The organism is Sinomicrobium oceani (assembly GCF_900119185.1).
GTDB classification, from domain to species: domain Bacteria; phylum Bacteroidota; class Bacteroidia; order Flavobacteriales; family Flavobacteriaceae; genus Sinomicrobium; species Sinomicrobium oceani.
Genome location: NZ_FPJE01000031.1, coordinates 11,896 through 34,019, shown reverse-complemented (window position 1 = coordinate 34,019; position 22,124 = coordinate 11,896). Strand labels below are relative to the sequence as shown.

The window sequence follows — 22,124 nt, the reverse complement described above, 5'->3', positions numbered from 1 at the left end:
AGCAACACTACCCGGGTTTAGGGCGGACTTTAATGCACTTCCGATAGTTTTAGGATGCTGCCCCGGACCAGGATCTCGGGGTCTACCATACGTTTTTTGGTATGCAGTTGTTTGTGTTGTTGTCCCCGGGCGCTCATTGCTGCAATGCGCTGCTTAAGATCGAATTGCCTGTTGATCTTGTCTATCAGGTAAAAATCGTCCCCGAAGAAGTCCTTTTCTTCGATAATGCCTTTTTCCAGGCAGTCTTTGACGATCTCCTTCATGATGATATGTATGGTTATGTTTTGCCTGCTTTCGAAATACCCGGTGGTCAGATCGTTGTATTGGGCCTGAAACCATCTGGCATAGGTCTCGGACTTCAGGACAATGCGGTTATCCACGGTGTCCAGGCCCCGTATAAACCAGGAAATCTCGTCGAGGGAGATTTTGCCGATCTGAAACATATCCCTGAGGGTGTAGTCTATCCGGTCTGCAGATAAGGAGGGTAGCGGATATTCCAGCAGCTTAAACTTTTCTACATCGGTAAACGTCGCGCTGTCCATTTGGTAATGGTGCAATACGGCGTTTAATTCGGCATCTTTAAGCACCTCGGCATATCTTTTTTCATGATAGTCTTCTCCTTCGATGTCCAGCACATAATCGATGAGATGCGAAAATGCCGTATGCGAAATATCGTGAAGTAACCCCGCGATCTGCTCTTCGATACGTCCTCCGAGTTTCCGGATGAGGAGCATAACACCGATAGCATGCTCAAATCGTGTATGGTTTATCCCGGGGTCGGCTAAAAACACGGCACCTCCCTGGTGAATTTTCTTTAATCGCTGAAAAACTTGGGTCTTTATGAGGTCCTCAATGACTCCTGGTAATTCAAATTCGCCATATATGTTATCCGTGTATCTCATCGGTTTTATATGTGGTGTGTTACCAGAACAGCTTCGCTTTGGTATGAAAAGTTCTGATCGGTACCCGGTGTGCATCCGCAGGTGAGGGGTTGTTTATGTGCTTTGGGATGTACACCCCGGTCCGGCGGGCTGTTTTTTATTTTCCGGCCTGTAAATATACAAACTGCCCGCCTGCTCGCGGCATGCAGGCCCAAAAATGTGAGAAGCTGTTTAAAGTGGGGATGCGATGTGCGGTCACAGGATGCCCGTAGATACAGGTGGAGGCCCCGGGGAGGTGTTTTCGGAGGGTTACTTTGTATTGGGGGATTAGGTGCTGCAAAGTTGCGAAGGTTGTCGTGCAGGGCCATAGGGAATACGCTTTTGTTTTCCTGTTTTTGTGTATCTTGGGTACAAGAACGAAGCGCTAAAGGTATATACTTTGCGTGGGGAATAAGCCAGACCATGAACATCGAAAAAGCCTGTAGAACAGATGCCCGGAAAATAACGGATGTAGCCATCCGATCAAAAAACTATTGGAACTACGGGGCTGAACAAATTGCGGCATGGAAAGAGGAACTGACGGTTACGGCAGGATATATAGACGATAACCAGGTGTTTAAGTTAATGGTGGATGACCACATGGTCGGGTTCTACGCATTCCGATCCGGAAACGGGAAAATGGTAAAACTGGATTTCCTGTTTGTCGAACCTGAGTATATCGGAAGGGGATATGGCAAGGTCTTAATGGCCGACCTTTTGCAACGGGTGAAAGAGACGGATGGCGAAAAAATAACCGTGGATGTCGACCCGAATGCTGAAATGTTTTATGAAAAAGTTGGATTTAAGGTAGTTGGTCAACTAAAAAGTTCGATAAAAAACCGGTTTTTGCCCATCATGGAAATGGAAATAAAGCCTGCTCCCGGCGAGGCGTCCTGTACTGCGCAGGACGGAGACCGTTAGCGGGTATAGAAGGTATACAGATGGAGGGTAGGGGACAAACCGGGATCTTATGTGAGGACTACATATAACAGGGGGGGGTAAAAAGCGGTAAAAAAACCCGGCGAATTGGGGGATTTGTATAATCAGGACTTCGACAGCGTTGTGATACACGAAAAAAATATAATCCCGCACTTTTTTGACCTGAAAACGGGAATCGCAGGAGAGATCCTCCAAAAGTTTGCACAATACCGGTTGCCCCTGGTCGTCATCGGCGATTTTTCGAAATATAAAAGCGGGAGCCTGGAAGCTTTTATCCTGGAAAGCAACAAGGGCAGGCACATCAATTTTCGGACCTCGATAGCAGAAGCCCTCAGACAATGAGCAACTTACCCTGGCCAGGGCCTTGGCCGTAGCGTACACGTTTGCCGTGGTATAGCGTAAAAAAAATGAAAATAAAATTGCGCAACTGATTAATTGCGTATATATTTGCAACTACTTAGTAGCATATTTTTAAACCATGAAAACAAGAAGAGATGTGTTTCAGGCCATAGCCGACCCCACAAGACGGGGTATCATCATGCTGTTGGCAGTGGGAGCGCTGACGCCTAATGCCATTGCGGCGCATTTTAATTCGAGCAGACAGGCGGTGTCGAAACACCTGCAGGTGCTCTCTGAATGTGAAATAGTACGACAGGAACAGCAGGGCAGGGAGATTCACTACCATTTAAATGCGGATAAAATGCAGGAGATAGAAAAATGGTTGGAACAGTTTAAACAACTGCTGGCTAAACGCTTTGACCAATTGGATCGTGTATTGGAACAACTAAAATCAAAAAGAAAATGAACAAGGCAATTTTATTTAATTTTGAGGTCGATAAGGCAAACCATCAAATCAAAGTAGAGCGTTCGTTTAACGCCCCGATCGACCTGGTGTGGCCGGCGTGGACAGAAGCGGAGATCATCGACCAGTGGTGGGCACCCAAACCGTGGATGGCACAGACCAAATCCATGGATTTTAAGGCAGGGGGGCACTGGCTGTATGCCATGGTGAGCCCGGAAGGAGAAAAACATTGGTGCAAAGTAGATTACATCAGGGTTATTCCGCACGAATACTTTTCGTCATTTGACGGCTTTTGCGATGAAAACGGTAACCTGAATACGTCGCTTCCGCGAAATAAATGGGAAAACAGTTTTGCAGGGCAGGGCGGGGAGACCGTCGTTAATATCCTGCTGAGCTTCGATACCCTGGAAGATCTTGAAACGATCATCGAAATGGGCTTTAAGGAAGGGTTTACGGCAGGTCTTGAAAATCTCGATCAGTACATAGCGGCACAGTTCCGGTTGCGCCAGCAAAATAAAACAGATCACACGGCTCGGGTGTCGAGCTACCTTAACTTTCCCGGTAACACGGAAGAGGCATTCAACTTTTATAAAAAGGTTTTCAGGTCGGAGTTTATCAACGGCTTACAACGGTTTGAAGATGTACCTGCCGACCACAATCACCCGCCTATGGCCGAATCGGTGAAAAAGATGGTCCTGCACGTAGAATTGCCCATTCTCGGGGGCCATATCTTAATGGGGACCGATGCCCCCAAAGAGTTTGGGATGACGGTGAATGCGGGGAACAACATGCACATTAATCTGGAACCCGAATCGAGAGCAGAAGCAAAACGGCTGTTTGACGAACTATCGGAAGATGGCGTAGTGGAAATGCCGATCCGGGATATGTTCTGGGGGGCTTATTTCGGGAGTTTTCAGGACAAATATGGTGTTAACTGGATGATTCACTTTCAGAAGAAATGAGGGTAAACACACTTCAGGTGGCAAAGACCGCAGCTATCGGTTTTATGGGTATTTTGGTCCTGCACCACTTTATCAATCCGGACATTAACCCCGGTTGGCAACCCATAAGCATGTATGCCCTCGGGAAACTGGGCTGGTTAATGAATATGGGCTTTATCCTGTGCGGGGTGTCATTCTCCGCTCTCGGCGTATTTGTCTACCGGCATATCAAAACTCCGGGCGGTAGAATAGGGAGAATATTTATGGGGATTGCCGCCATTGGTAATTTTCTTGCAGGAATATTCAATGCAGACCCCATGGATACCTTACCGGAACAAATGACCGGGAGCGGAAGCATACATGCAGGGGCGGCAGGATTGTTAGGGTTTTTTATACTCGCTACCCTTTTTATTTGTGTTCAGTTTTTAAAGCAACAACACCTGCGACCGTTTAAGATGGGGGTGGTGATAACCACAGCAGTGGTCCTGATTGCCGAAATAATCATGATGGTTATCATGGGTATATACCTTTCCGGAACCGACGGCATTTTAACCCCCGAAACCCCTGTTGGCGGTATAGGGCGGGTAGTGATTTTGGCTTGCCTGGTCTGGGTATTGGTCACCGTAGCCGCTTTGGAAAAAGCACGACTTCGTACGAATTTCAACTAATTTAATCTCATAAAACATGTCATTTCAGGCATATATCGACAACATTCAAAAGAAAACAGGGAAATCCCCCGATGACTTTAAAAAACTGGCCGAAGAAAAAGGCTTTCTGCAAAACGGGGCATTGACCGTAAAGGCAACTCAGGTTACGGACTGGTTAAAGGAAGAATTTGAGTTGGGACACGGGCATGCCATGGCGGTTTATGCTTCGCTGAAAGGAAAAACGGAGTAAAAGCACGGCAAACCGCCGGCACGGTATATAGACTATGACAAAGAACGGGCCCCGGCATGTGCCACCGACACATGGGCGGGACGCCGGGGGTAACTTAAAACAACAGCTATAACAGTAAGATGAGTAAAGTAATTTTTGACAGCGCCATAGCTCTTGACGGTTTTTTTGCAGGAGACCATAGAAGCCCTCAAAACCCTATGGGTGGTGTTTCCGGGCAACTTCATTCCTGGATGTTTCACCAGAAAGCTTTCTGGGACTATCTGGGTATGGAAGGAGGGAAGGAAGATGGAAAGGACGGGAAATATATCAGGGAGACTATAGCGAGAACAGGGGCATTTATTATGGGAAAGCGCATGTTTGAGGAAGGCGAGGTAAGCTGGCCCAATGATCTCTATAAAGCGGATGTGTATGTGCTGACGCATGAAAAGCGGGAGCCTTGGGTGCAGGAAGGCTCGACGACTTTTTATTTTGTTAATGACGGTATCGCAAGTGCCCTTGAGAAAGCCCGCCGGTCTGCCAAAGGAAAGGATGTGAGAATACAGGGCGGGGCCAATACCATACAACAATTTCTCAATGCCGGGCTTGTTGATGAATTTTTTATCCATATCGCACCTGTCTTCCTGGGGAGTGGGATCCGGTTGTTTGACGGCATCGACAAAGACAAGTACCACCTTAAAATCATGGAAGTAATTCCATCGGAGTTAACGACGCATTTGAAATATAAACTGATAAGGAAATAAAAAGTCACGGCCGGGAAGGCGTAAAGCTGCTGTAGTGCATATCGATTTGGATAGTTCTCCCAAAACCATACCGGAAAAGCGTCTCCCGATCCCGATCCCGATCCCGATACACATCGGGACTATCGGGACCATCGGGACCATCGGGACCATCGGGATGAAGAGGGATGCTTTGATAATTTGTCGAAAATGAGAATCATATCAATGACTGAAATTTCAATGCATCAGCAGTAAAATGAGATGATGAATACACCGCTTACACCGCATTCACCTTAAGGTATTCAGACAACAACCCGATACCCCGACAACCAATACCGCAATCCCGGTACGGGTCAGCACCCATAAACCCCAGGGGCATAAAGCTTTAGTTTTTCAGTAAGACTTCATCGACCAGTCCGAGTGTTTTGGCCTCCCGGGCGGTCATCCAGTAATCCCGGTCCGAGAGTTCCCTGATCTTTTCTATGTCATTACCCGAATGGTCGGCTATGATCTGGAATAGTTCGTTTTGAATTTTTAAGACCTGTTGTACGCTGATTTCCATATCCCGGGCAGTACCCTGGGTTCCGCTGGAGGTCTGGTGGATCATCACTCTCGAATGTTTCAGTACACAGCGTTTGCCCCGGGCGCCTGCACACAACAGTACTGCGGCCATGGATGCCGCCATCCCGGTACAAATGGTGGCCACGTCGGGGCTTATGTACTGCATGGTGTCGTAAATGCCGAAACCGGCATAGACCGAACCTCCCGGGGAGTTGATGTAAAGCGAAATGTCTTTTTTGGTGTCGAGAGATTGCAGGAAGAGCAATTGGGCTTGTATGATGTTTGCCGTTTGGTCGTCTACGGCCTGGCCCAGAAAAATGATCCTGTCCATCATTAAACGGGAGAAAACATCCATTTGAGCAACGTTCAACGACCTTTCTTCCACAATATAGGGCGTGAGGGACCGGGTGATGTATTTTTCTGTGCGGGTTGAACTTATCCCGTGTTCTGACCTTGCGTATTTTGCGAATTCCCGATCTATATTTTTCATACGAATATAATTAAATTAAACATTTGTTTTTTAGGTAATTACCCAACCATGAAAGGAATTTCCATTCCTTAAAATACGTTTCCTTTATTCATCTCCTTTTGTGTAGGCATTTACCTTGGCCATATTAAATCCCTCTATGAGGGTTTCATGGTATTGGATTTTAAAATGAGTCAAAAGAGGTGCTGTTTCTTTTACCTGAAAAGAAATGTATATATGTAGTATGTTTTGGGTGAATTAGTTACGGAACAGGCTTGATATCTTGCTTTTCAGGGTGTTTTTGGCATGGGGGTGAAACAATTCGTTATACACATCTCTAATTTCCCGCTGCAATGCTTTTCTGCCTGATCGTTGTATGCAGTCCATGGTTATTTTTTGCTGCGCTATTTCCTGTTCGAAATCGGGGTCTAAAATGCTGTAGGTCTCAAACAGCGCTTTTTCTTCCGGACTTAATGCATTGGCATGGAAAATAAGTTTTTCGATAAGTGCTATTTTATTCAAAGAAACTCTCATAGCTCAGCGAATTTTGTTTAACGGTTTCACGGACTTTTTCCAGGCATTTGTATTTCTGTACCGCTGTGGAATGGTTGGTGGAAAAGCCAAATTCTTCTCTTATGGTTTCGGTTTTTTCATTGTCGTAATAAAAACGCTGAAGCAATTGCATACATTTTTTCCCTGCGGAGTCTAACAACTGCAACAACCGGTTTTCAGCCACTGTGGGTTCCGGTTCTTCCCCGGGATCTATAGTGGCATTCTGGAACCTGGCTTGGTCGGTGGAATGTTTGAACCAGAGGTTTTTACATACCCCGAACAGATAAGCCTCTTCGTTGGTATGGAATGCGGTGTTCCTTTTTTCGTACAACACGATAAGGCCTTCCTGAAAAATATCCCTGGCATCGTCCAAAGTGCCTCCCCGCTTGGCGATAAAGGAGGCCACCTTTGGAAAATATGAGATATACCATTGTTTGATGAGTTCCTTTCTTTCCATTGTAAGGTCCGTTTTCTTATATGTACGGAAAGTAGGCATAAAATCACCTCGTTGGATGAAATTTTTTTAAAAAACAAATGTAGTGGGGGCTTAAAACTTAAAAAGTGCATGGATTTATATATCTCCAACCCGGGGAAATACGGGTGTTTTGTGAGATTGATGTGTATTATGAAGAGAAATGCTTATATTTGATACTGTTGCCAACCATTAAAACGGATATGATGAAAAAATGGAGTTTTACATTGAAAAATAATCCTGAAGAGATTTCGGAAAAACTGGAATCTTCTCTTGGGGGAGCTCACCTATTTGCGCGTAATAAAAATAATGAAGATTCCATACAATTTAAAATTCGTAAACGACTATTGGTAGGGTTGGATGGCCTTGATGTGGACAATAAGGTTATTCTTAATGGTAAAATTTTTCAAACAGGAAATGCTGAAAATGGGTCAAATGTTGAAATATCGTTTTCTAAGCATCTTAGGTTAAAATTAATAGTTTTTTTTAATATCATACTGATATTAGGTTTTTTAGCTGCACTGATCCTCAAGTCAAGCAGTAATGTGTATATATTTGTTTTTGGAGGGTTATTGTTAGCAATAGGAGTTTTAATAGTACTTCACGTAGAGAAGGAGTTCAATCATAAAATTCTGGAATACAAGGCTTTTATTTCCAGGGTGTTGGAGGTTTAAAAGGGAAGGGATTCAGAGCCCATATTAACGGTTACATAATTCTCTGCTTTTCGCTATGTTTCATATACTGCCAAACACGAGGGTTGTGAATGTCTTTGATTTCGAAGTCTGCTATAATAGTATAGAAGATATACGAACATTCGGATCCTTTTTCTGAGAGGGAGCTTAAACTTAGTTTATGGTCACTTATCTGTTTTTTTTACTTTCTTTTATCTAAAACAAACAAAGTCATACCAGAAGGATATAAGATACGTGGTGCTGGGTATTTCGGAGTTGTTCCGGGATATTCACCAAATACTACATGCTTTTATAGAAAAACTATTAATCATTGTTTTTATGTCTCTTATGGTTGAAAATCTATGGCTTAGAACAAGTTTAATACATTTGAGTGTTGGCGATCATTGAACCGGGAACAAGGAAAATCAACAAGATGAAACCGGCATAGAGGGGCTTGATATGGCCAAGGTAAATGCCTACACAAAGGGAGATGAATAAAGTAAACGGAATGGTGATCCCTTTTGTGATTGCGTAATTGCCTAAAAAAACAAATGTTTAATTTTGATTTTATTCGCATGAAAATTAATGGCATTGGAAAACCTAAGGAACCAGGTATAAATGCACTAAACGACTACATTGAAATATGGAAAAAAGTAAGTTACTCGAAATGAATAACGTGGGTATCGTGGTAGAAAACCTCGACAATGCCATTTCTTTTTTCACAGAAGTCGGGCTGACACTGGAAGGACGGGGAATGGTTGAAGGTGAATGGGCAGGACAAGTAACAGGCCTGGAAAATCAATCTGTAGAAGTGGCGATGATGGTTACCCCTGACGGACATAGCCGACTTGAAATCTCAAAATTTCTAACACCCGAAACCGTTTCAGACCACAGAACAGCACCTGTTAATTCACTTGGTTATCTACGCGTGATGTTCCGGGTTGACCATATTGACGAGTTGGTCTCAAGACTTATCAGACAAGGTGCGGAACTTGTTGGAGAAATAGTGCAGTATGAAGATGTGTATCGACTTTGTTACATCCGTGGAACAGAGGGGATTTTGGTAGGGCTTGCACAACAGCTCAATGAAAAATAAAAAAGCAACAAACCGCCGGCAATGCCTATAAGTAACCTGCCAGGCAGGTACTTTGCCAAAGCTACGCTTTGAGGTTTTGTGGGAAATACGTTACAACACACAGCGTAGCTTTGGTTTGCGTTCATGCCAATTCGGGAACTCCCGCCTTTAAAGTATAGCCGAGATTGTTAACCATAAGTAGAATGAACAAATTAATGGAAAAACCACATCTGATTTTCTTACTTGCGATTCCGATAATAATGCTGATTGGAATTTTGAGTGAAGATACCGTATTGGACATGAATGTTCACGACACGTATTATGTAATGGCTTATTTACATTTGGCAATACTGATTTCAATACTTTTTGGAATAATCGGAATTGGATATTGGTTTATGCATAAAACGGACAGAAAATTATCAAAGTGGCTGAATTGGATTCACGTTGGACTGACTTTTGGCGGAACTCTAATGGTGTGGATTTTGACTAAATTTTATCGGACAGAACTCATGGAGTTCATTTAATAATAAGCTGACTTTAATGATTACTCTTATTGTTGTGTTAATGATTGTGGGACAGCTCATTTTTCCGATCAATATTATTTACGGACTGATAAAGAAGAAAAATACAACCGGTGGCTGACAATGCTAACCGTTGCACAAGCCGGTAATTTTAAAAAATTACGACCTGGCTAAACCGCTTTAAGCGGTTTCATTAGTGGCGGTCTAAAGATAAGGCTTCTTGGAAACTTAGGTACGGCTAAAAGAGCATAAACCGGTATTAGAAAACAACCTGAAACTATTATGCAAAACATCGATAAAAAGGTCATTGAGGCGTGGTTTGTAACAATCCCGCCAGGAATGGCATGTATGAGAGATGACCGGACCAAAGAAACCTGGTCGGTTGCTATAGACGCCTTTAAACTCGGTAAATATCCTGTAACACAAGATATTTACCAGGCGGTAACCGGAGAAAATCCTTCGGCATTTGCCGGGCGTCAATTACCTGTAGAAACAGTTTCCTGGATTGACGCGGCAAATTTTTGTAATGCACTGTCGGAATCTTTAGGAAAAGATAAATGTTATACGATTAACCTTGAGACTGAAAATGTCACATTTAATTCCACAGCAAACGGATTTCGGTTGCCTACAGAAGCGGAATGGCAATATGCATGCCAGGCAGGAACAAAGGAAATAAGGTACGGAGTACTGAGTGAAATTGCATGGTATAAGGAAAACTCGGCCCATAGCACTCGGGAAGTCGGACAAAAAGAACCCAATGAATGGGGGCTTTATGATATGCTGGGGAACGTTTGGGAATGGTGTTCGGATATTTATGACAAGTCCGTCTACGGAACATATCGCGTTTTTCGTGGCGGCGGCTGGTGCGATCAGGAAAGAAGCGTTATGGCTACAACCCGGCGAAGAAGCCATCCGCTCTCATTCAAAATAGATGATCTGGGGTTTAGAATAGCCATTAACCCGGAAAAGTAAACGACCTCGGTGCGAGCACACGAGGCATTCGTACGAAACTGAATTTTAATTTCCGGGCAAGCCCCGGGGTATTAAACCCTTTGGCGGTGCCAATAAAAATACACTACCATATCAATGTTGATATGGCAGGTGCCGGAATGGTATTGTCTTATGCGTAGAAAGAAGGAATTGTACGGTTACCTGCAAGGTAATACACACGCCCTGTCATACCCTTAATAAAGTACGCAAAAAACCACTATACCAACGTACGGACCATAGCTTATTTCCCCACAATCTTTCTGCGGTGTGTAACACCCCATGCGGTGAGATTGTCGATGATGGTCCTTAAGGTAAGGCCGTGGTCGGTAAGCTGATAGTGTACACTTACAGGCTGGGTGTCTAACACGGTTCGCTTAACCAATAGATTGATTTCCAGTTCCTTTAATTCCTTGCTCAACATCCTGTTGGATATCCCGTCGATATCATTTAAAATATCCGAAAAACGCCTTTGGTTGTAATAACACAATGAGGATATAATAGGTATTTTCCATTTTCCGCTCAGTACGTCCATAGCGTCCTGTACGGCCCTCATTTCTTTCTTGTGTTCCTGTTGAAAATCTTTTGTTTGGCACTCCATAATGTTACTTTGTTACACGGGTGTTACTGTTATTTATAGACACAAAGTTACTAAAAATAACAATGCTTATCTACCTTTGTCATATACAAACAATAAATTTTATAAAAATGGATTTTACAGATAAGAATGTAGTGATTACAGGCGGGAGTACAGGAATTGGTTTTGCTACCGCAAAAGCATTTGTCCGGGCAGGGGCAAACGTATGGATAACGAGCCGAAGCGCCGGTAACCTGGAAAAAGCATCGGCACGGATCGATAGCCCGAAATTAAAAACGGTAGTGTCCGACACTTCCGCCCTCAGCGGAATAGCTGTGTTAGAAAAAGCCGTAGCCGAAAGCGGAAATAAGGTGGATGTTCTTTTCCTGAATGCGGGGATAGCTACGTTCAAACCGATTGCGCAGATGACCGAAGCGGACTTTGACGCCCAATTCAACACCAACGTAAAGGGGTTGTTTTTTACATTGCAGCAATTAATGCCGCATCTGGCAGACGGAGCTTCGGTAGTGCTTACGTCATCTACGGTAGCCACTGCTGCTACGCTGAATTCCAGTGTATATTCGGCAACCAAGGGCGCTGTAAATAAAATTGCGCAGGTGGCGGCCAACGAATTGGCCGAAAGAAAAATAAGGGTAAACATGGTGAGTCCCGGACCTACGCAAACCGAGGGGCTTGACGGGGTAGTATCTGCCGAGGCCAAAGACTATCTGGCTGCCAGTACCGCTTTGCAAAGGTTAGGCCGTGCCGATGAAATAGCAAATACCGTTTTGTTTTTGGCTTCGGACCATGCCAGTTTTATCACAGGGGCAGAATTATTGGTAGACGGTGGCGCTATAAACTATATGCTAAAATAATGGGGTAACCTGTAGCTGATCAGGGCAAACACCACAAATGGTCTGACCGTTTGTGGTGTTTGCTTTTTGGGGTAGCACCCGGATAAGCAACACGAACGAAAAAAGCCCCTATAATACGACGCAGGGGCAAAAGGAAAGCAGAAATAGCTGTGTTTTACGTTGCCTGAGCAGGACCATCTGCTTTTGTGATGCAGACTATTAGTGGTCGTATGGATCTGCCTCATGGAAGCCAATGGAATTATTATGTATATTTGGGTGCTGATGATTGTAAGTAAACGACCTCGGTGCAAGCACACGAGGCATTCATACGAAACTGAACTTTAATTTTCAGGCAAGCCCCGGGGTATTAAACCCTTTGGCGGTGCCAATAAGTAAAATGAAAATTCTTCTGTTTGGAGCCTCCGGCTCGGGAACCACCACATTGGGAAAAGAAATAGAGAAAAGGACGGACTTCAGACACCTGGATGTTGACGATTATTATTGGAAAAGAACAACACCGCCTTACCGGGAAAAAATACCCCTGGCCGAACGTAATGAAAACCTGAAAGCAGATTTTAATGCATCGGCTAACGTAGTGCTGAGTGGTTCTATGGTAAGTTGGGGAAAAGAATGGGAAACCGTTTTTGATTTGGCTGTTTTTATCCGGTTGGAAAATAACGAGAGAATGCGACGGCTGAAAAAACGTGAGGCACAACGTTATGGAGAAAAACTTCTGACGGATGAAAAAACCAGGCAGAACTCCGTAGCATTTCTGGAATGGGCCGCTCAATATGAAAATCCCGATTTCGAAGGAAGGTCCTTAAAACTACATCAGGCCTGGATGACCATACTGCATTGTAACATACTGATATTAAACGGAAAGACCGATCTGAATGACAACGTAGAAAAAGTGCTGACCGAAATAACAAGCTACAGGAAAAGAAATCTTTAGTTGAGCTTACGCATTACCGGGCTTCGTACACCCTTCACTACGTTACGGCACTCAGCCCGCTTTGTGGTGCCCCTGTCACCATATTTCCCAGTCTAAATACCAACGGCGGAACAGAGGCGGCTGCGTGTTCCGGCCCCGGCCGGAATGTACCGAAGCCCCTGCAATATACAATAGGTAAATATAGAGCCAACAGGAAACGGAAAACGAAATCGTGATAAGGTATAATTAATGGGGGAGTATACTTTTGCTTTCGTTCGAACTCTGTTATTTTTGTAAAAGGTAGAGAAAGGAGGGAAATGTTTGTTATATAGTTTCAAATAAGGTGTTATGGGATGCAGGCTATGTAAACATGTAACATTGACGGGTGAAGTAAGAAAAACGGGGAAATCGCATTTTCAGGGTATATGGATGTAACGACATTTTATATTTTAACAATTATCTTTATAGCAACACTGGTGCGTTCTACTTTTGGTTTCGGAGAGTCTTTAATCGCCGTTCCGTTGCTTATTCTTCTGATTCCTATAGAGATTGCAGTTCCGCTTTCTGTATTAATATCCATTCTCATTGCTGCTTTTGTGGTAGTGCAAGATCGGAAACAGATACATTTTCATAGTGCAAAATGGCTGCTTATTTTTGCTGCACTGGGAATTCCGCCCGGTATCGTCATACTTCTTTATGGTGACGAAAATCTTATAAAGTGCGGACTCGGCCTACTTATCATTTTATACGCCCTGTACGCGCTGTCTGCCAAAAACAGTTTTCGGTTACATACAGACCATAAATTATGGTTGTTCGTCTGTGGTTTTCTGTCCGGGGTATTCGGTGGAGCCTACGGTGTCAATGGCCCGCCGCTTGTTGTTTATGGCAATATGCGCCATTGGACGGCAAAGCATTTCCGGGCTACGCTGCAAGCCTACTTTTTACCCGCCAGTTTTTTGGGAATGATGGGATACTGGTATAAAGGGCTGTGGAGTACTACGGTAACCACCTATTTTTTAATAGCTATTCCGGTGATCATCCCGGCTATTCTGCTGGGCAGGTACTTTAACCATAAACTCAAAGACGGTACTTTCCTGAAATATGTGTATATAGGCCTCATTGGTGTGGGAATGCTGCTGCTGCTACAGTCTTTGTGGCAGACCTCTTAGCTTTTATAGCCATGTGGAATTACAGGATAGTATCCTGATACAGACCTTGCGGACCTTTGTGGTCTGGAAAGTTTTATTACTTTTGTAGTAATCATTACAATACTAAATGAAAGGAAGACCCAACATTCACCGGGATGAAGAACTGGTACACAAAGCCCAGCAATTGTTTTGGGAAAGGGGCTATAGCGCTACTTCGCTTTCGGATCTGAGTAAAGCAACAGGCGCAGGCGCGGGAAGCTTGTATAATACCTTTAAGGGCGGGAAGAAAGAATTGTTTCGAAGGTCTTTACAAGAGCGAAGGGAAGCACTTCACGCCTTTGAACGCGATGTGGAGAATAGTGATAACCCTGTGGCATTGCTCAAAGCCTTTTTTCTCGGTATTGCCGATGCCGATACGGAGGCGCATTTGCGGGGATGTATCGTGGCCAATACTGTCGTGGAAATGACATTCGTAGACCGCGAACTGGAAGCCGAGGCCATGCAGCTGTTACAGGATACGGAGGCCCTTTACACGACTATTATTCGCGATGCGCAAAAGAAAGGCACCATAAAATCCCGGCAGCCTGCCGATGTACTGGGCAAATACCTGATAACGTTCTGGTGCGGCATAAATTCACTGCGAAGAATATATCCCGATAGGGACATCCTTAAACAACAAATAGCACTTCAACTCCAAATGATCGATTGATTTTTTTGTCGGCTGTACAAGCCGGGGAGAAGTGTGCCTATTTTTGGAATAATCATTACAAATATGAAAAAACAATGGATTTACAACTCAAAGGAAAAAGGGCTTTTATAAGTGGTTCAACACAAGGCATAGGATTAGCCGTAGCGAAGCAATTGTTACGGGAAGGCGTTACGGTGATCATTAACGGTCGGTATGCAGAAAAAACACAACAGGTAAAAGAAAAACTACAGGAAGAATTTCCAGAAGGAAGTATTGCGGCAATAGCTGCCGATTTTTCGAAAAAGGAAGATGTAGAATATCTACTGGCACAGGTGCAGGAAGTGGATATTCTGGTAAACAATGTCGGGATCTTTGAGGTCAGGGATTTCGAAGCGGTTACGGACGAAGACTGGTATAGGTATTTTGAAGTTAATGTCATGAGCAGTATCCGGTTGTCCAGGAAGCTGTTACCGGGAATGTTGAATAAAAAGTGGGGGCGGATTATAGGGATAAGCAGCGAATCGGGCGTTAACGTTCCGGGAAACATGATACATTACGGAATGACAAAATCGGCCATGGCAGCTGTGGCAAACGGACTCTCCAAACTAACCAAAGCAACGGAGGTTACGGTAAATACGGTATTGGGCGGACCTGCGTATTCCGACGGCGTAGCGACGGTAATCGAACAGATAGCAGCCATGCAGCAAATGAATGTCGGGGAGATGAAAACAGCAGTACTGCAACAGTCCAGTCCGGAGATACTGCTGCAGCGCTTTATAGCTCCGGAAGAGATAGCGAACCTGGTAACATATCTTGCCAGCCCGTTATCTGTAGCCACTAACGGAGCATCGTTAAGGGTGGATTCCGGAGTATTAAGGATAGTATAGCCATATATGCGCTGCCACTTCCTGTCGTTAGGATCGGCGTAAAAATATCCCGGGCTTCGATACACCGGTCACTGCGTTGCGGCACTCAGCCCTCGCTAAATGACGGAACAGAGGCGGCTGCGTGTTCCGGCTATGCCGGAATGTACCGAAGCCCCGGAATTGCCTTATGCTATTTCTACAATAAAATCCTCTTTCGGGGTCCTGACCTTTTTCATAGGTGCCAGCCAGTCATTTTCGGCGTCCCGGTAGCCCACGGCCATAATGGCCGTACTCTTCAGGTTATATTTTTCCAGTTCAAGGACTTTGTCCATGGCCTGGTTATCAAAGCCTTCCATAGGAGTAGCATCTACCTTTTGTTCTGCGGCCGCAGCAAGGGCCATCCCCAGGGCAATATAGCTCTGTTTGGCAGCATGCTGTGCGTGCCACTCCTTTCCGAGAGGTTCGTAGAGGCTCCAGAGATTGTTTTTATAATCGTCCATGGTATCCTGGGGCAGGCCACGCTGTTCCAGGGTGTAATTGAATACTTCGGTAATACGCTCCAGACTGTACCCGTCCCATGCCGCAAAAACCAGTAGATGTGAACAATCGGTGATCTGGCTTTGATTCATGGCCACAGGTTTTATTTTCTCCAGAAGTTCCCGGTTAGCGATTACAAAAATCCGGTAGGGTTGAATCCCCGAAGAAGAAGGAGCAAGGCGTGCCGCTTCGAGAATATAATCCAGTTTTTCGCGGGATATGGTTTCCCCGTTCATTTTTTTTGTGGCATATCGCCATTGCAGGTCATCTATAAGGCTCATTATACAATATGGTTTTAAAGAGTTACGTACACAAATGTAGGAGTTAAGTTTAGTATAGACAGGTTTTGCCGTGTAAAATAATGGTAACCCCAAGGTTAGTACCCGGTAGATACACCGCTATGATCCGGGCGGGTAAGGGCAGGGGGGAAGCAGGATAGAGCGATTACCGGCAACATGATAGTCCGATGCTAAGTTCATGTATTATAAGTTCAGCAGATAACCGAAACCAATAGGTGGCAATAGCCAGGAATACAGGTGTATAGATGAGATCTTCCGAGTTAAGAATCTTTATTGCTTCTTTCTGAATAAGCGCCCTATTTTTTCGAAAATATTCTGTTTTCTTATAATAATAACTTCACCCATAAGAGCAGTATCTTCTACCAGTTCGATTTTTATAAAATCTGATTTTTCATTGAGTTTAACCTCTTGCTTTTCATATCCGAGAGCAGAAAATACAAGAGTTGGTTCTTGAGACCATATTTCTTTTTTAATATGTATTGCAAATATTCCGTCCATATTGGTTTTAGTACCGTATGAGTGATCTTTTAACGCAACATGTACATCCGGAATACCTCCGTTTTCGTCATATACCTGTCCTGTAATTAATATCTCTTCATTATTAGTAGGTATAAAATCTTTTTCTTGAGGATGATATAGTGGGTTTATTTTTGTGATCTCTTCTTTAGGTTTATCTTGTCCATATACAGGTCTGGAGACAAATAAGAAAGCTGATAAACCCAAAAGCATACTTATATTCCAATGTCTTTTCTTTTTGGAAATGGAAATATCCGTGTTGAGTTGTTCCGGTCTGAATTTACCACATATTTTTTGATTACCATTTAAGAGTCCGGCCAGTTGGTTATTGGATACTCGGGTGTAGTCCAATACCTCTTTATGACAATTCGAACAAAACCTGCCTTTCTCTGTAGGCGACATGTTATCCCACTTCTCATAGCAGGGGGTTGGTATTTTTATCTTATATTTCATGGTCCCGATTGGTTATTGGTCGTTAATAAGGTTTTTACCTCTTCAAATTATAATAAATATACAAAGCGGGCATTGCTTTTGGATAATATTTTTCATGAAAATCTAAACTTGTGTTAAGACAATGGAAACTTAGCGGTGGTGGTAGCGGCTGTGATTTTACAAGATATTTTATAAACTATAGCGCTAAATCCAAATTTCGAATTACAATATTTTGTCAATAATCCTATAGTCTAAGCCGTAAATCCAACCTCCTGAATCTGATCGTGTCAACTCCCTCCATCTTCCCATGGCTATGAACAGAAATAGTTGTACCTTTACAGTCAAATGGATTTCCGGCTCCTGCCAATGCCTTTTCTGATGCCGGCTACTACGGCATATTTCAGTCTTTGCTATACAGCTGTCGCTTCTCCGAAGAATATACGGATGAATGGAAATTCCGGGAATGTACCGGAATGATAACATATATGACCTGCAAGCCCCGGATCATTCTGGTTATATGACAAGTATGGTATTTCCTGCAATCCGGATATGAGGAATATACCAATAAGCGATAATACTGTCTTTGTAATGGTTTTTCGGAACGGGACATGGCTGCAACGGGACCAATAACGCTTTGACGGGCAGACCGTACAAAACACATAGTAACTTAAAAGATATAATATGGCAGACTCCTTCTTCAAAAAAGAAAATGCTAAGAAAAAAGCAAAGAAAAAACAGGACAAAGTCCGTAAAAGGGAAGAGCGTAAAACGAGTAACAACAAAGGTAAAGGCTTTGAAAGCATGATTGCCTATGTCGATGAAAGGGGAAACCTGAGTGCTACACCTCCCGGGCAGGAGCCCCAGAAGGAAAGCAGAGAAGAAAACCAGGAACATGTAGAGTCTTCTTCTTTCGATACCCATACACAACGCACCGGTGTCCTGATATCTTTTTTTGACAGGAAGGGATTCGGATTTATAAAAGATGATATTACCGGTGATACCGTTTTTGCACACCAGAACAGGTTTATGGACGATATTTCCGAACGTGATAAGGTGGTGTTTGTAGCCGAAAGAACCCCCAAGGGATACAGTGCCATTCGCGTAGAAAAAATGGATTAACACCCGCCGACAGGTTTAATATAAAAAAGCCTGCACCATTTCCTTAAGGGGGGTGGTGCAGGCTTTTTTTATATGATGTGATTTAATGTCGACGACGTTATTATACGAAGTCCATCCAGTTGCTTTTATCCTGATAGTCATCCAGTGCCCGGGTACCCGCGTGGTTATGCATGGTGTGGCGCAATATGGATATTTCTTCCCGCATGACTTCGATACAGTTGTCGGTAAGCTCGCGGTTGAACCCGTCGTTATGGAGTTCCAGTACAAAGTTTATGGCCAGTACACGTGCCATGATTTTACCGAGGTCTATAGATTGTCGTTGCGGCAATGTACCGCTTACCGAAAAGTTGAGTTCTTTTTTAAAGACATCGGCAGCCATCTTCGTGGCTTCTTTACCGGCGGCAAATGTGGCCATATCGTTTATTTTGCTCTTGCGCATTTCCCTGAGGATCATATCGGAGATCTGGGTATAGAGCATTTCGTTGGAGCCTTCGAAGATACGGAAAGGACGGCTGTCCATAATACCGCGCCCGCCGATATGACTGATACGGTATCCTTTGGCGCCCGAAAGTTGTACATAGGTCTGGGCGGCATCCTGCATGAGGTCGGTAACCAGGGCTTTCATGACATTGGCTTTGAGCCCCGAAGTAGCCAGCTCATGGTCTATACCGCTTATTTTTACACTTTTGGCACACATGGCAGAGCAGATGGTAAAAGACGATTGCATACGCGATAGCTGGTACTGCACCTGGTCCATGGCAAAGAGATTGGTGTTGCCTACCACCCGGTGCTGGCAGTGTGCTATGGCATCTTCCATAAGTCTTCGCAGGAAGCCCATAGCCATGCCCGGAAACTGCATACGGCTACGGTGCAGGATATCGAGCATCATCTTAAGGCCGGTAGAGGGTGGTTGCAGTTTGTTTTTTTCCGGTACACGGATATTTATTTCGTTTTTCCCGTAAGGGATCATATATAGCCCGGCATTATCGTAATATTCCAGGACTTTGATTTTTTGTTGTTCTTTGGATTCGTCAGCGACAAAAAAGTCGATATCGCGGGAGAGTTCTCCCTTTTCGTTTTGTCCGCGGCAGGTAATGAGCCAGTAGTCGGCCATTCCGGTAAGACCCTGCCAGTGTTTTAATCCCTGTATGTGATAGTCGTCTCCTGCGCGGGTATGACTGGTTTTCATGTTGAGGGCGTCGCTCCCGTAGCCGGGCTCGGTAATCATAAGGCCTCCCATGGCACCGTTTTCCATAAAATTCTTATAGACTTCCGGCTTCAGGTCTTCCGTGGCATACTTGGCAAAAGGTTCCAGAAAAAGGGCTATGTTAATACCAAAGGTAAGCGACAGGGGCAGCGACTGGTAAGAAGCTGCAGAAAGTATCCCCAGACATTCCTTGACCGAAACTCCACGGCCTCCGTAAGTTTGTGGTATGGCTACGGACAAAGGTTTCAGGGCCATGATCTCTTTCCAGATATGCGCGGGTAAACCGCGGGAAAGACTGAGTTGGTTGATGTCGGCTGTCTTGTTGAAAATAGTATCCAGCGAGTTCTCGAAATTTCGTAGAAACTGTCCGAAAGGCAGTTCGTTGGAGGATACGGATGAAGTTGATGACATATAAGCTTTATAATTTAATATACCAGGCCATAAATATAACGTATAAAAGTTGTGGAATAATTATTCCGGACTCAAGAAACGAAAAAATAATGACGTTAGGGTATGGTTTATGGATGGCAAAGCAGGTCTTATTTTACCGGAGTTAAAAGGAGAAGGGGGCTCAGGCTCTCTACACCGGAAAATATCGATAAACATCCCGGTAGCGACTGCCCGGATAATACCCAATCCCGGTCTTTACAGACATCGGGACCAACGGGTATCCGGGCAGTCGTTGAGATGTGTGGCGCTTAGTCCAGAACTTCTACGTTTACGGCATTTATGCCGCGTTTTCCCATGGTGGTTTCAAACTGTACCTTGTCATTTTCTCTCACTTCGTCAATGAGGCCGGTGTAGTGTACAAATACATCCTGTGAATCGTCTTCGGGAGTAATAAAACCAAAACCTTTTTCGGTGTTGAAAAATTTAACTGTTCCTTTTTGCATAATACTATGATCTTATAATTAATTAATAAATGTATAGGCCATTCCTTGTTTTCCGGCACGGCCTGTTCTTCCTATACGATGAATATAACTGTCTATGGACTGGGGCATCTGGTAGTTGATAACATGAGTTACGTTATCTACATCGATACCTCGTGCGGCAACATCGGTAGCCACCAGTACCCGGATCTTGCCCGACTTGAAAAGTGTGATGGCACGGGTACGGTAGTTTTGCGATTTGTTACCGTGAATAACATCGGAGTGTATTCCGGCTTTTGCCAGTTGTTTGTTTATTTTATCTACGGTTCTTTTGGTTTCGGCAAAAAGGATCACCTTTTTAAAAGAACTTTCCTTGAGCAGGTTATGAAGGACATCAAACTTGTTTTCGCCATCCGATACCTTAATCATATTCTGCTTTACGTTACTGCTCGATTCGGTTCCGCTACTGGCCTTTACGGTCAGGGCGCCGGGAACGATATCATGGATCAGTTTTTCCTGCCCCGGTTTTATGGTAGCGGAGAACAACATGGTCTGTTTGCGCGATGTCATCAGGGATACGATGGTTTGTACACTCTGTATGAAACCCATATCGAGCATACGGTCGAATTCGTCCAGGACAAGCCCGCTGATATTTTGCAGCCTCAGGGCTTTTTGCCCCACCAGGTCGAGTAACCTTCCCGGTGTGCTGATAATGAGGTGATTCTTGTGGCGCGCTTTTGCCACATCTTTACCCACACTGGTCCCTCCTATAAAGCATACCGATGAAAATCCGAAACTCCGGTTGAGCTGCTGGAATTCCTCATGAACCTGTAAGGCAAGTTCGCGTGTCGGAACAACAACGAGGTAGCGTGTATTCGGGGTTGTGAGCAATTGCTGTACGATAGGGATAAGGAAGGCCCCTGTTTTTCCGGTTCCGGTAGAAGCGATACCTATGAGGTTGTCTCCGTTGACCAGAGATATCAGTGTTTTTTCCTGGATCTCGGTAGGGTGAGTGTATCCCTTTCTCTGCAGGTTTTTTAGCAGCATGGGATGAAGGTCCATCTCGGCATAAGCCTGCTTTGCTACAAAAGGAACGGCAGAGGGTTCCGGGAGTTTACTGGTATGCTGTAAAAGGTCTTGCGGACTTAGAGAAGAAGCCTTGCCCTTCTTTACGGGAGGTCTTCTTTTTACCGATGTATTTTTGGTATTTATCTTTTTTTTGTAATTCATTTCGAACTGTTTTTGCGAAGTATTTTTACGAGCTTTATGGAAGCTTCAGCCCAAAGGATAGCGCTATCCTCCCGAAATCTGCCATAAGATCGTAGCATCTCCCCGCTTGGCAGTGCTGCTATTTTCGGAAAACCGGGAAATAACAAACCATTTGCAGTAACTGCAAAAAGGAACGGGAAGGATGGGTAATACGACTTTTTAATAAAAGGGATTTAAATTTTAACACCATGTTACCACGCTTTTCTCCGAAAAGCATTTACTATTCTATAAGAGTAAATTTTGTGGATTACGAAAATGAGAAAGTAATGTTATGAAGAAGGAGACTATGTAG

27 protein-coding genes are annotated in these 22,124 nt (G+C 44.2%); 17 read left to right on the top strand and 10 right to left on the bottom strand.

Going from position 1 to position 22,124, the window contains the following annotated elements:
- Positions 1-29: 29 nt before the first annotated feature.
- Positions 30-902, bottom strand: a complete 873-nt coding sequence (locus BT112_RS19260) for an HD domain-containing protein (RefSeq protein WP_072319098.1) — start codon at positions 900-902, stop codon at positions 30-32.
- Between the two features lie 441 nt (positions 903-1,343).
- On the opposite strand from BT112_RS19260, the gene BT112_RS19250 reads away from it, so the two are divergent.
- The 7 genes from BT112_RS19250 to BT112_RS19220 all read left to right on the top strand — a co-directional run bounded on the left by BT112_RS19250 (position 1,344) and on the right by BT112_RS19220 (position 5,239).
- On the top strand, positions 1,344-1,841 hold the full coding sequence (locus tag BT112_RS19250; RefSeq protein ID WP_072319096.1) for a GNAT family N-acetyltransferase: 498 nt from the start codon (positions 1,344-1,346) through the stop codon (positions 1,839-1,841).
- Between the two features lie 105 nt (positions 1,842-1,946).
- Positions 1,947-2,201: a DUF4180 domain-containing protein gene (locus BT112_RS19245; RefSeq protein WP_083564996.1), complete on the top strand. Its 255-nt coding sequence runs from the start codon at positions 1,947-1,949 to the stop codon at positions 2,199-2,201.
- A gap of 136 nt (positions 2,202-2,337) precedes the next feature.
- Positions 2,338-2,664 carry an ArsR/SmtB family transcription factor gene (locus BT112_RS19240; protein ID WP_072319095.1) on the top strand — a complete coding sequence of 109 codons (327 nt, stop codon included), beginning with the start codon at positions 2,338-2,340 and terminating at the stop codon, positions 2,662-2,664.
- The gene (locus BT112_RS19235) at positions 2,661-3,623 is read left to right on the top strand and encodes an SRPBCC domain-containing protein (RefSeq protein ID WP_072319094.1); all 963 of its coding nucleotides are present in this window, start codon (positions 2,661-2,663) and stop codon (positions 3,621-3,623) included. The genes BT112_RS19240 and BT112_RS19235 overlap by 4 nt, the downstream gene beginning before the upstream one ends.
- A 17-nt stretch (positions 3,624-3,640) precedes the next feature.
- Positions 3,641-4,270 (top strand): DUF998 domain-containing protein, encoded by a 630-nt coding sequence (locus BT112_RS19230; protein ID WP_175545826.1) that lies wholly within the window; start codon positions 3,641-3,643, stop codon positions 4,268-4,270.
- Positions 4,271-4,286: 16 nt separating this feature from the next.
- Positions 4,287-4,499 carry a DUF4287 domain-containing protein gene (locus tag BT112_RS19225; protein ID WP_072319092.1) on the top strand — a complete coding sequence of 71 codons (213 nt, stop codon included), beginning with the start codon at positions 4,287-4,289 and terminating at the stop codon, positions 4,497-4,499.
- A 119-nt stretch (positions 4,500-4,618) separates the two neighbouring features.
- Positions 4,619-5,239: a dihydrofolate reductase family protein gene (locus tag BT112_RS19220; protein WP_072319091.1), complete on the top strand. Its 621-nt coding sequence runs from the start codon at positions 4,619-4,621 to the stop codon at positions 5,237-5,239.
- A 361-nt stretch (positions 5,240-5,600) separates the two neighbouring features.
- Here the strand turns inward: BT112_RS19220 and BT112_RS19215 are convergent, their stop codons facing one another.
- The 3 genes from BT112_RS19215 to BT112_RS19205 form a co-directional block, all read right to left on the bottom strand.
- Positions 5,601-6,266 carry a ClpP family protease gene (locus tag BT112_RS19215; RefSeq protein ID WP_072319090.1) on the bottom strand — a complete coding sequence of 222 codons (666 nt, stop codon included), beginning with the start codon at positions 6,264-6,266 and terminating at the stop codon, positions 5,601-5,603.
- Between the two features lie 234 nt (positions 6,267-6,500).
- Positions 6,501-6,776 (bottom strand): hypothetical protein, encoded by a 276-nt coding sequence (locus BT112_RS19210; RefSeq protein ID WP_072319089.1) that lies wholly within the window; start codon positions 6,774-6,776, stop codon positions 6,501-6,503.
- Positions 6,757-7,251, bottom strand: a complete 495-nt coding sequence (locus BT112_RS19205) for an RNA polymerase sigma factor (protein ID WP_139276311.1) — start codon at positions 7,249-7,251, stop codon at positions 6,757-6,759. Before BT112_RS19205 ends, BT112_RS19210 begins: the two co-directional genes overlap by 20 nt.
- 221 nt (positions 7,252-7,472) lie before the next feature.
- Between BT112_RS19205 and BT112_RS19200 the strand changes: the two genes are divergently transcribed.
- The 4 genes from BT112_RS19200 to BT112_RS19185 all read left to right on the top strand — a co-directional run bounded on the left by BT112_RS19200 (position 7,473) and on the right by BT112_RS19185 (position 10,505).
- Positions 7,473-7,940 carry a PMP-22/EMP/MP20 family protein gene (locus tag BT112_RS19200; RefSeq protein WP_072319111.1) on the top strand — a complete coding sequence of 156 codons (468 nt, stop codon included), beginning with the start codon at positions 7,473-7,475 and terminating at the stop codon, positions 7,938-7,940.
- 640 nt (positions 7,941-8,580) lie between these two features.
- The gene (locus tag BT112_RS19195) at positions 8,581-9,033 is read left to right on the top strand and encodes a VOC family protein (RefSeq protein WP_072319087.1); all 453 of its coding nucleotides are present in this window, start codon (positions 8,581-8,583) and stop codon (positions 9,031-9,033) included.
- 182 nt (positions 9,034-9,215) lie between these two features.
- Positions 9,216-9,536, top strand: a complete 321-nt coding sequence (locus BT112_RS19190; protein WP_072319086.1) for a cbb3-type cytochrome c oxidase subunit I — start codon at positions 9,216-9,218, stop codon at positions 9,534-9,536.
- A gap of 279 nt (positions 9,537-9,815) precedes the next feature.
- On the top strand, positions 9,816-10,505 hold the full coding sequence (locus BT112_RS19185) for a formylglycine-generating enzyme family protein (RefSeq protein WP_072319085.1): 690 nt from the start codon (positions 9,816-9,818) through the stop codon (positions 10,503-10,505).
- Positions 10,506-10,764: 259 nt separating this feature from the next.
- Here the strand turns inward: BT112_RS19185 and BT112_RS19180 are convergent, their stop codons facing one another.
- Positions 10,765-11,121 (bottom strand): winged helix-turn-helix transcriptional regulator, encoded by a 357-nt coding sequence (locus BT112_RS19180; RefSeq protein WP_072319084.1) that lies wholly within the window; start codon positions 11,119-11,121, stop codon positions 10,765-10,767.
- Positions 11,122-11,228: 107 nt separating this feature from the next.
- Between BT112_RS19180 and BT112_RS19175 the strand changes: the two genes are divergently transcribed.
- From BT112_RS19175 to BT112_RS19155, 5 genes are all read left to right on the top strand, one after another.
- Positions 11,229-11,972, top strand: coding sequence for an SDR family NAD(P)-dependent oxidoreductase (locus BT112_RS19175; protein WP_072319110.1), 744 nt, complete (start codon positions 11,229-11,231; stop codon positions 11,970-11,972).
- A gap of 361 nt (positions 11,973-12,333) precedes the next feature.
- Positions 12,334-12,903 (top strand): AAA family ATPase, encoded by a 570-nt coding sequence (locus BT112_RS19170; RefSeq protein WP_245777072.1) that lies wholly within the window; start codon positions 12,334-12,336, stop codon positions 12,901-12,903.
- A 404-nt stretch (positions 12,904-13,307) separates the two neighbouring features.
- Positions 13,308-14,051, top strand: coding sequence for a sulfite exporter TauE/SafE family protein (locus tag BT112_RS19165; RefSeq protein WP_072319082.1), 744 nt, complete (start codon positions 13,308-13,310; stop codon positions 14,049-14,051).
- A 106-nt stretch (positions 14,052-14,157) separates the two neighbouring features.
- Positions 14,158-14,739, top strand: coding sequence for a TetR/AcrR family transcriptional regulator (locus BT112_RS19160; protein WP_072319081.1), 582 nt, complete (start codon positions 14,158-14,160; stop codon positions 14,737-14,739).
- A 74-nt stretch (positions 14,740-14,813) separates the two neighbouring features.
- The gene (locus BT112_RS19155; protein ID WP_072319109.1) at positions 14,814-15,605 is read left to right on the top strand and encodes an SDR family NAD(P)-dependent oxidoreductase; all 792 of its coding nucleotides are present in this window, start codon (positions 14,814-14,816) and stop codon (positions 15,603-15,605) included.
- 164 nt (positions 15,606-15,769) lie between these two features.
- Here BT112_RS19155 and BT112_RS19150 read toward each other — a convergent pair whose 3' ends face one another.
- Complete coding sequence (locus BT112_RS19150; protein WP_072319080.1) at positions 15,770-16,402, bottom strand: nitroreductase family protein; 633 nt, start codon at positions 16,400-16,402, stop codon at positions 15,770-15,772.
- Between the two features lie 288 nt (positions 16,403-16,690).
- A complete protein-coding gene (locus BT112_RS19145; protein ID WP_083564994.1) occupies positions 16,691-17,389 on the bottom strand; it encodes a carboxypeptidase-like regulatory domain-containing protein in 699 nt (232 codons plus the stop codon).
- Between the two features lie 660 nt (positions 17,390-18,049).
- Here BT112_RS19145 and BT112_RS19140 point away from each other — a divergent pair.
- Positions 18,050-18,487, top strand: coding sequence for a cold shock domain-containing protein (locus BT112_RS19140; RefSeq protein ID WP_072319078.1), 438 nt, complete (start codon positions 18,050-18,052; stop codon positions 18,485-18,487).
- A gap of 100 nt (positions 18,488-18,587) precedes the next feature.
- Here the strand turns inward: BT112_RS19140 and BT112_RS19135 are convergent, their stop codons facing one another.
- The 3 genes from BT112_RS19135 to BT112_RS19120 form a co-directional block, all read right to left on the bottom strand.
- Positions 18,588-20,105, bottom strand: coding sequence for an acyl-CoA dehydrogenase family protein (locus tag BT112_RS19135; protein ID WP_072319077.1), 1,518 nt, complete (start codon positions 20,103-20,105; stop codon positions 18,588-18,590).
- Between the two features lie 287 nt (positions 20,106-20,392).
- Positions 20,393-20,587 carry a cold-shock protein gene (locus BT112_RS19125; RefSeq protein ID WP_072319075.1) on the bottom strand — a complete coding sequence of 65 codons (195 nt, stop codon included), beginning with the start codon at positions 20,585-20,587 and terminating at the stop codon, positions 20,393-20,395.
- A gap of 18 nt (positions 20,588-20,605) precedes the next feature.
- Positions 20,606-21,793, bottom strand: coding sequence for a DEAD/DEAH box helicase (locus BT112_RS19120; protein ID WP_072319074.1), 1,188 nt, complete (start codon positions 21,791-21,793; stop codon positions 20,606-20,608).
- Positions 21,794-22,124 lie beyond the last annotated feature (331 nt).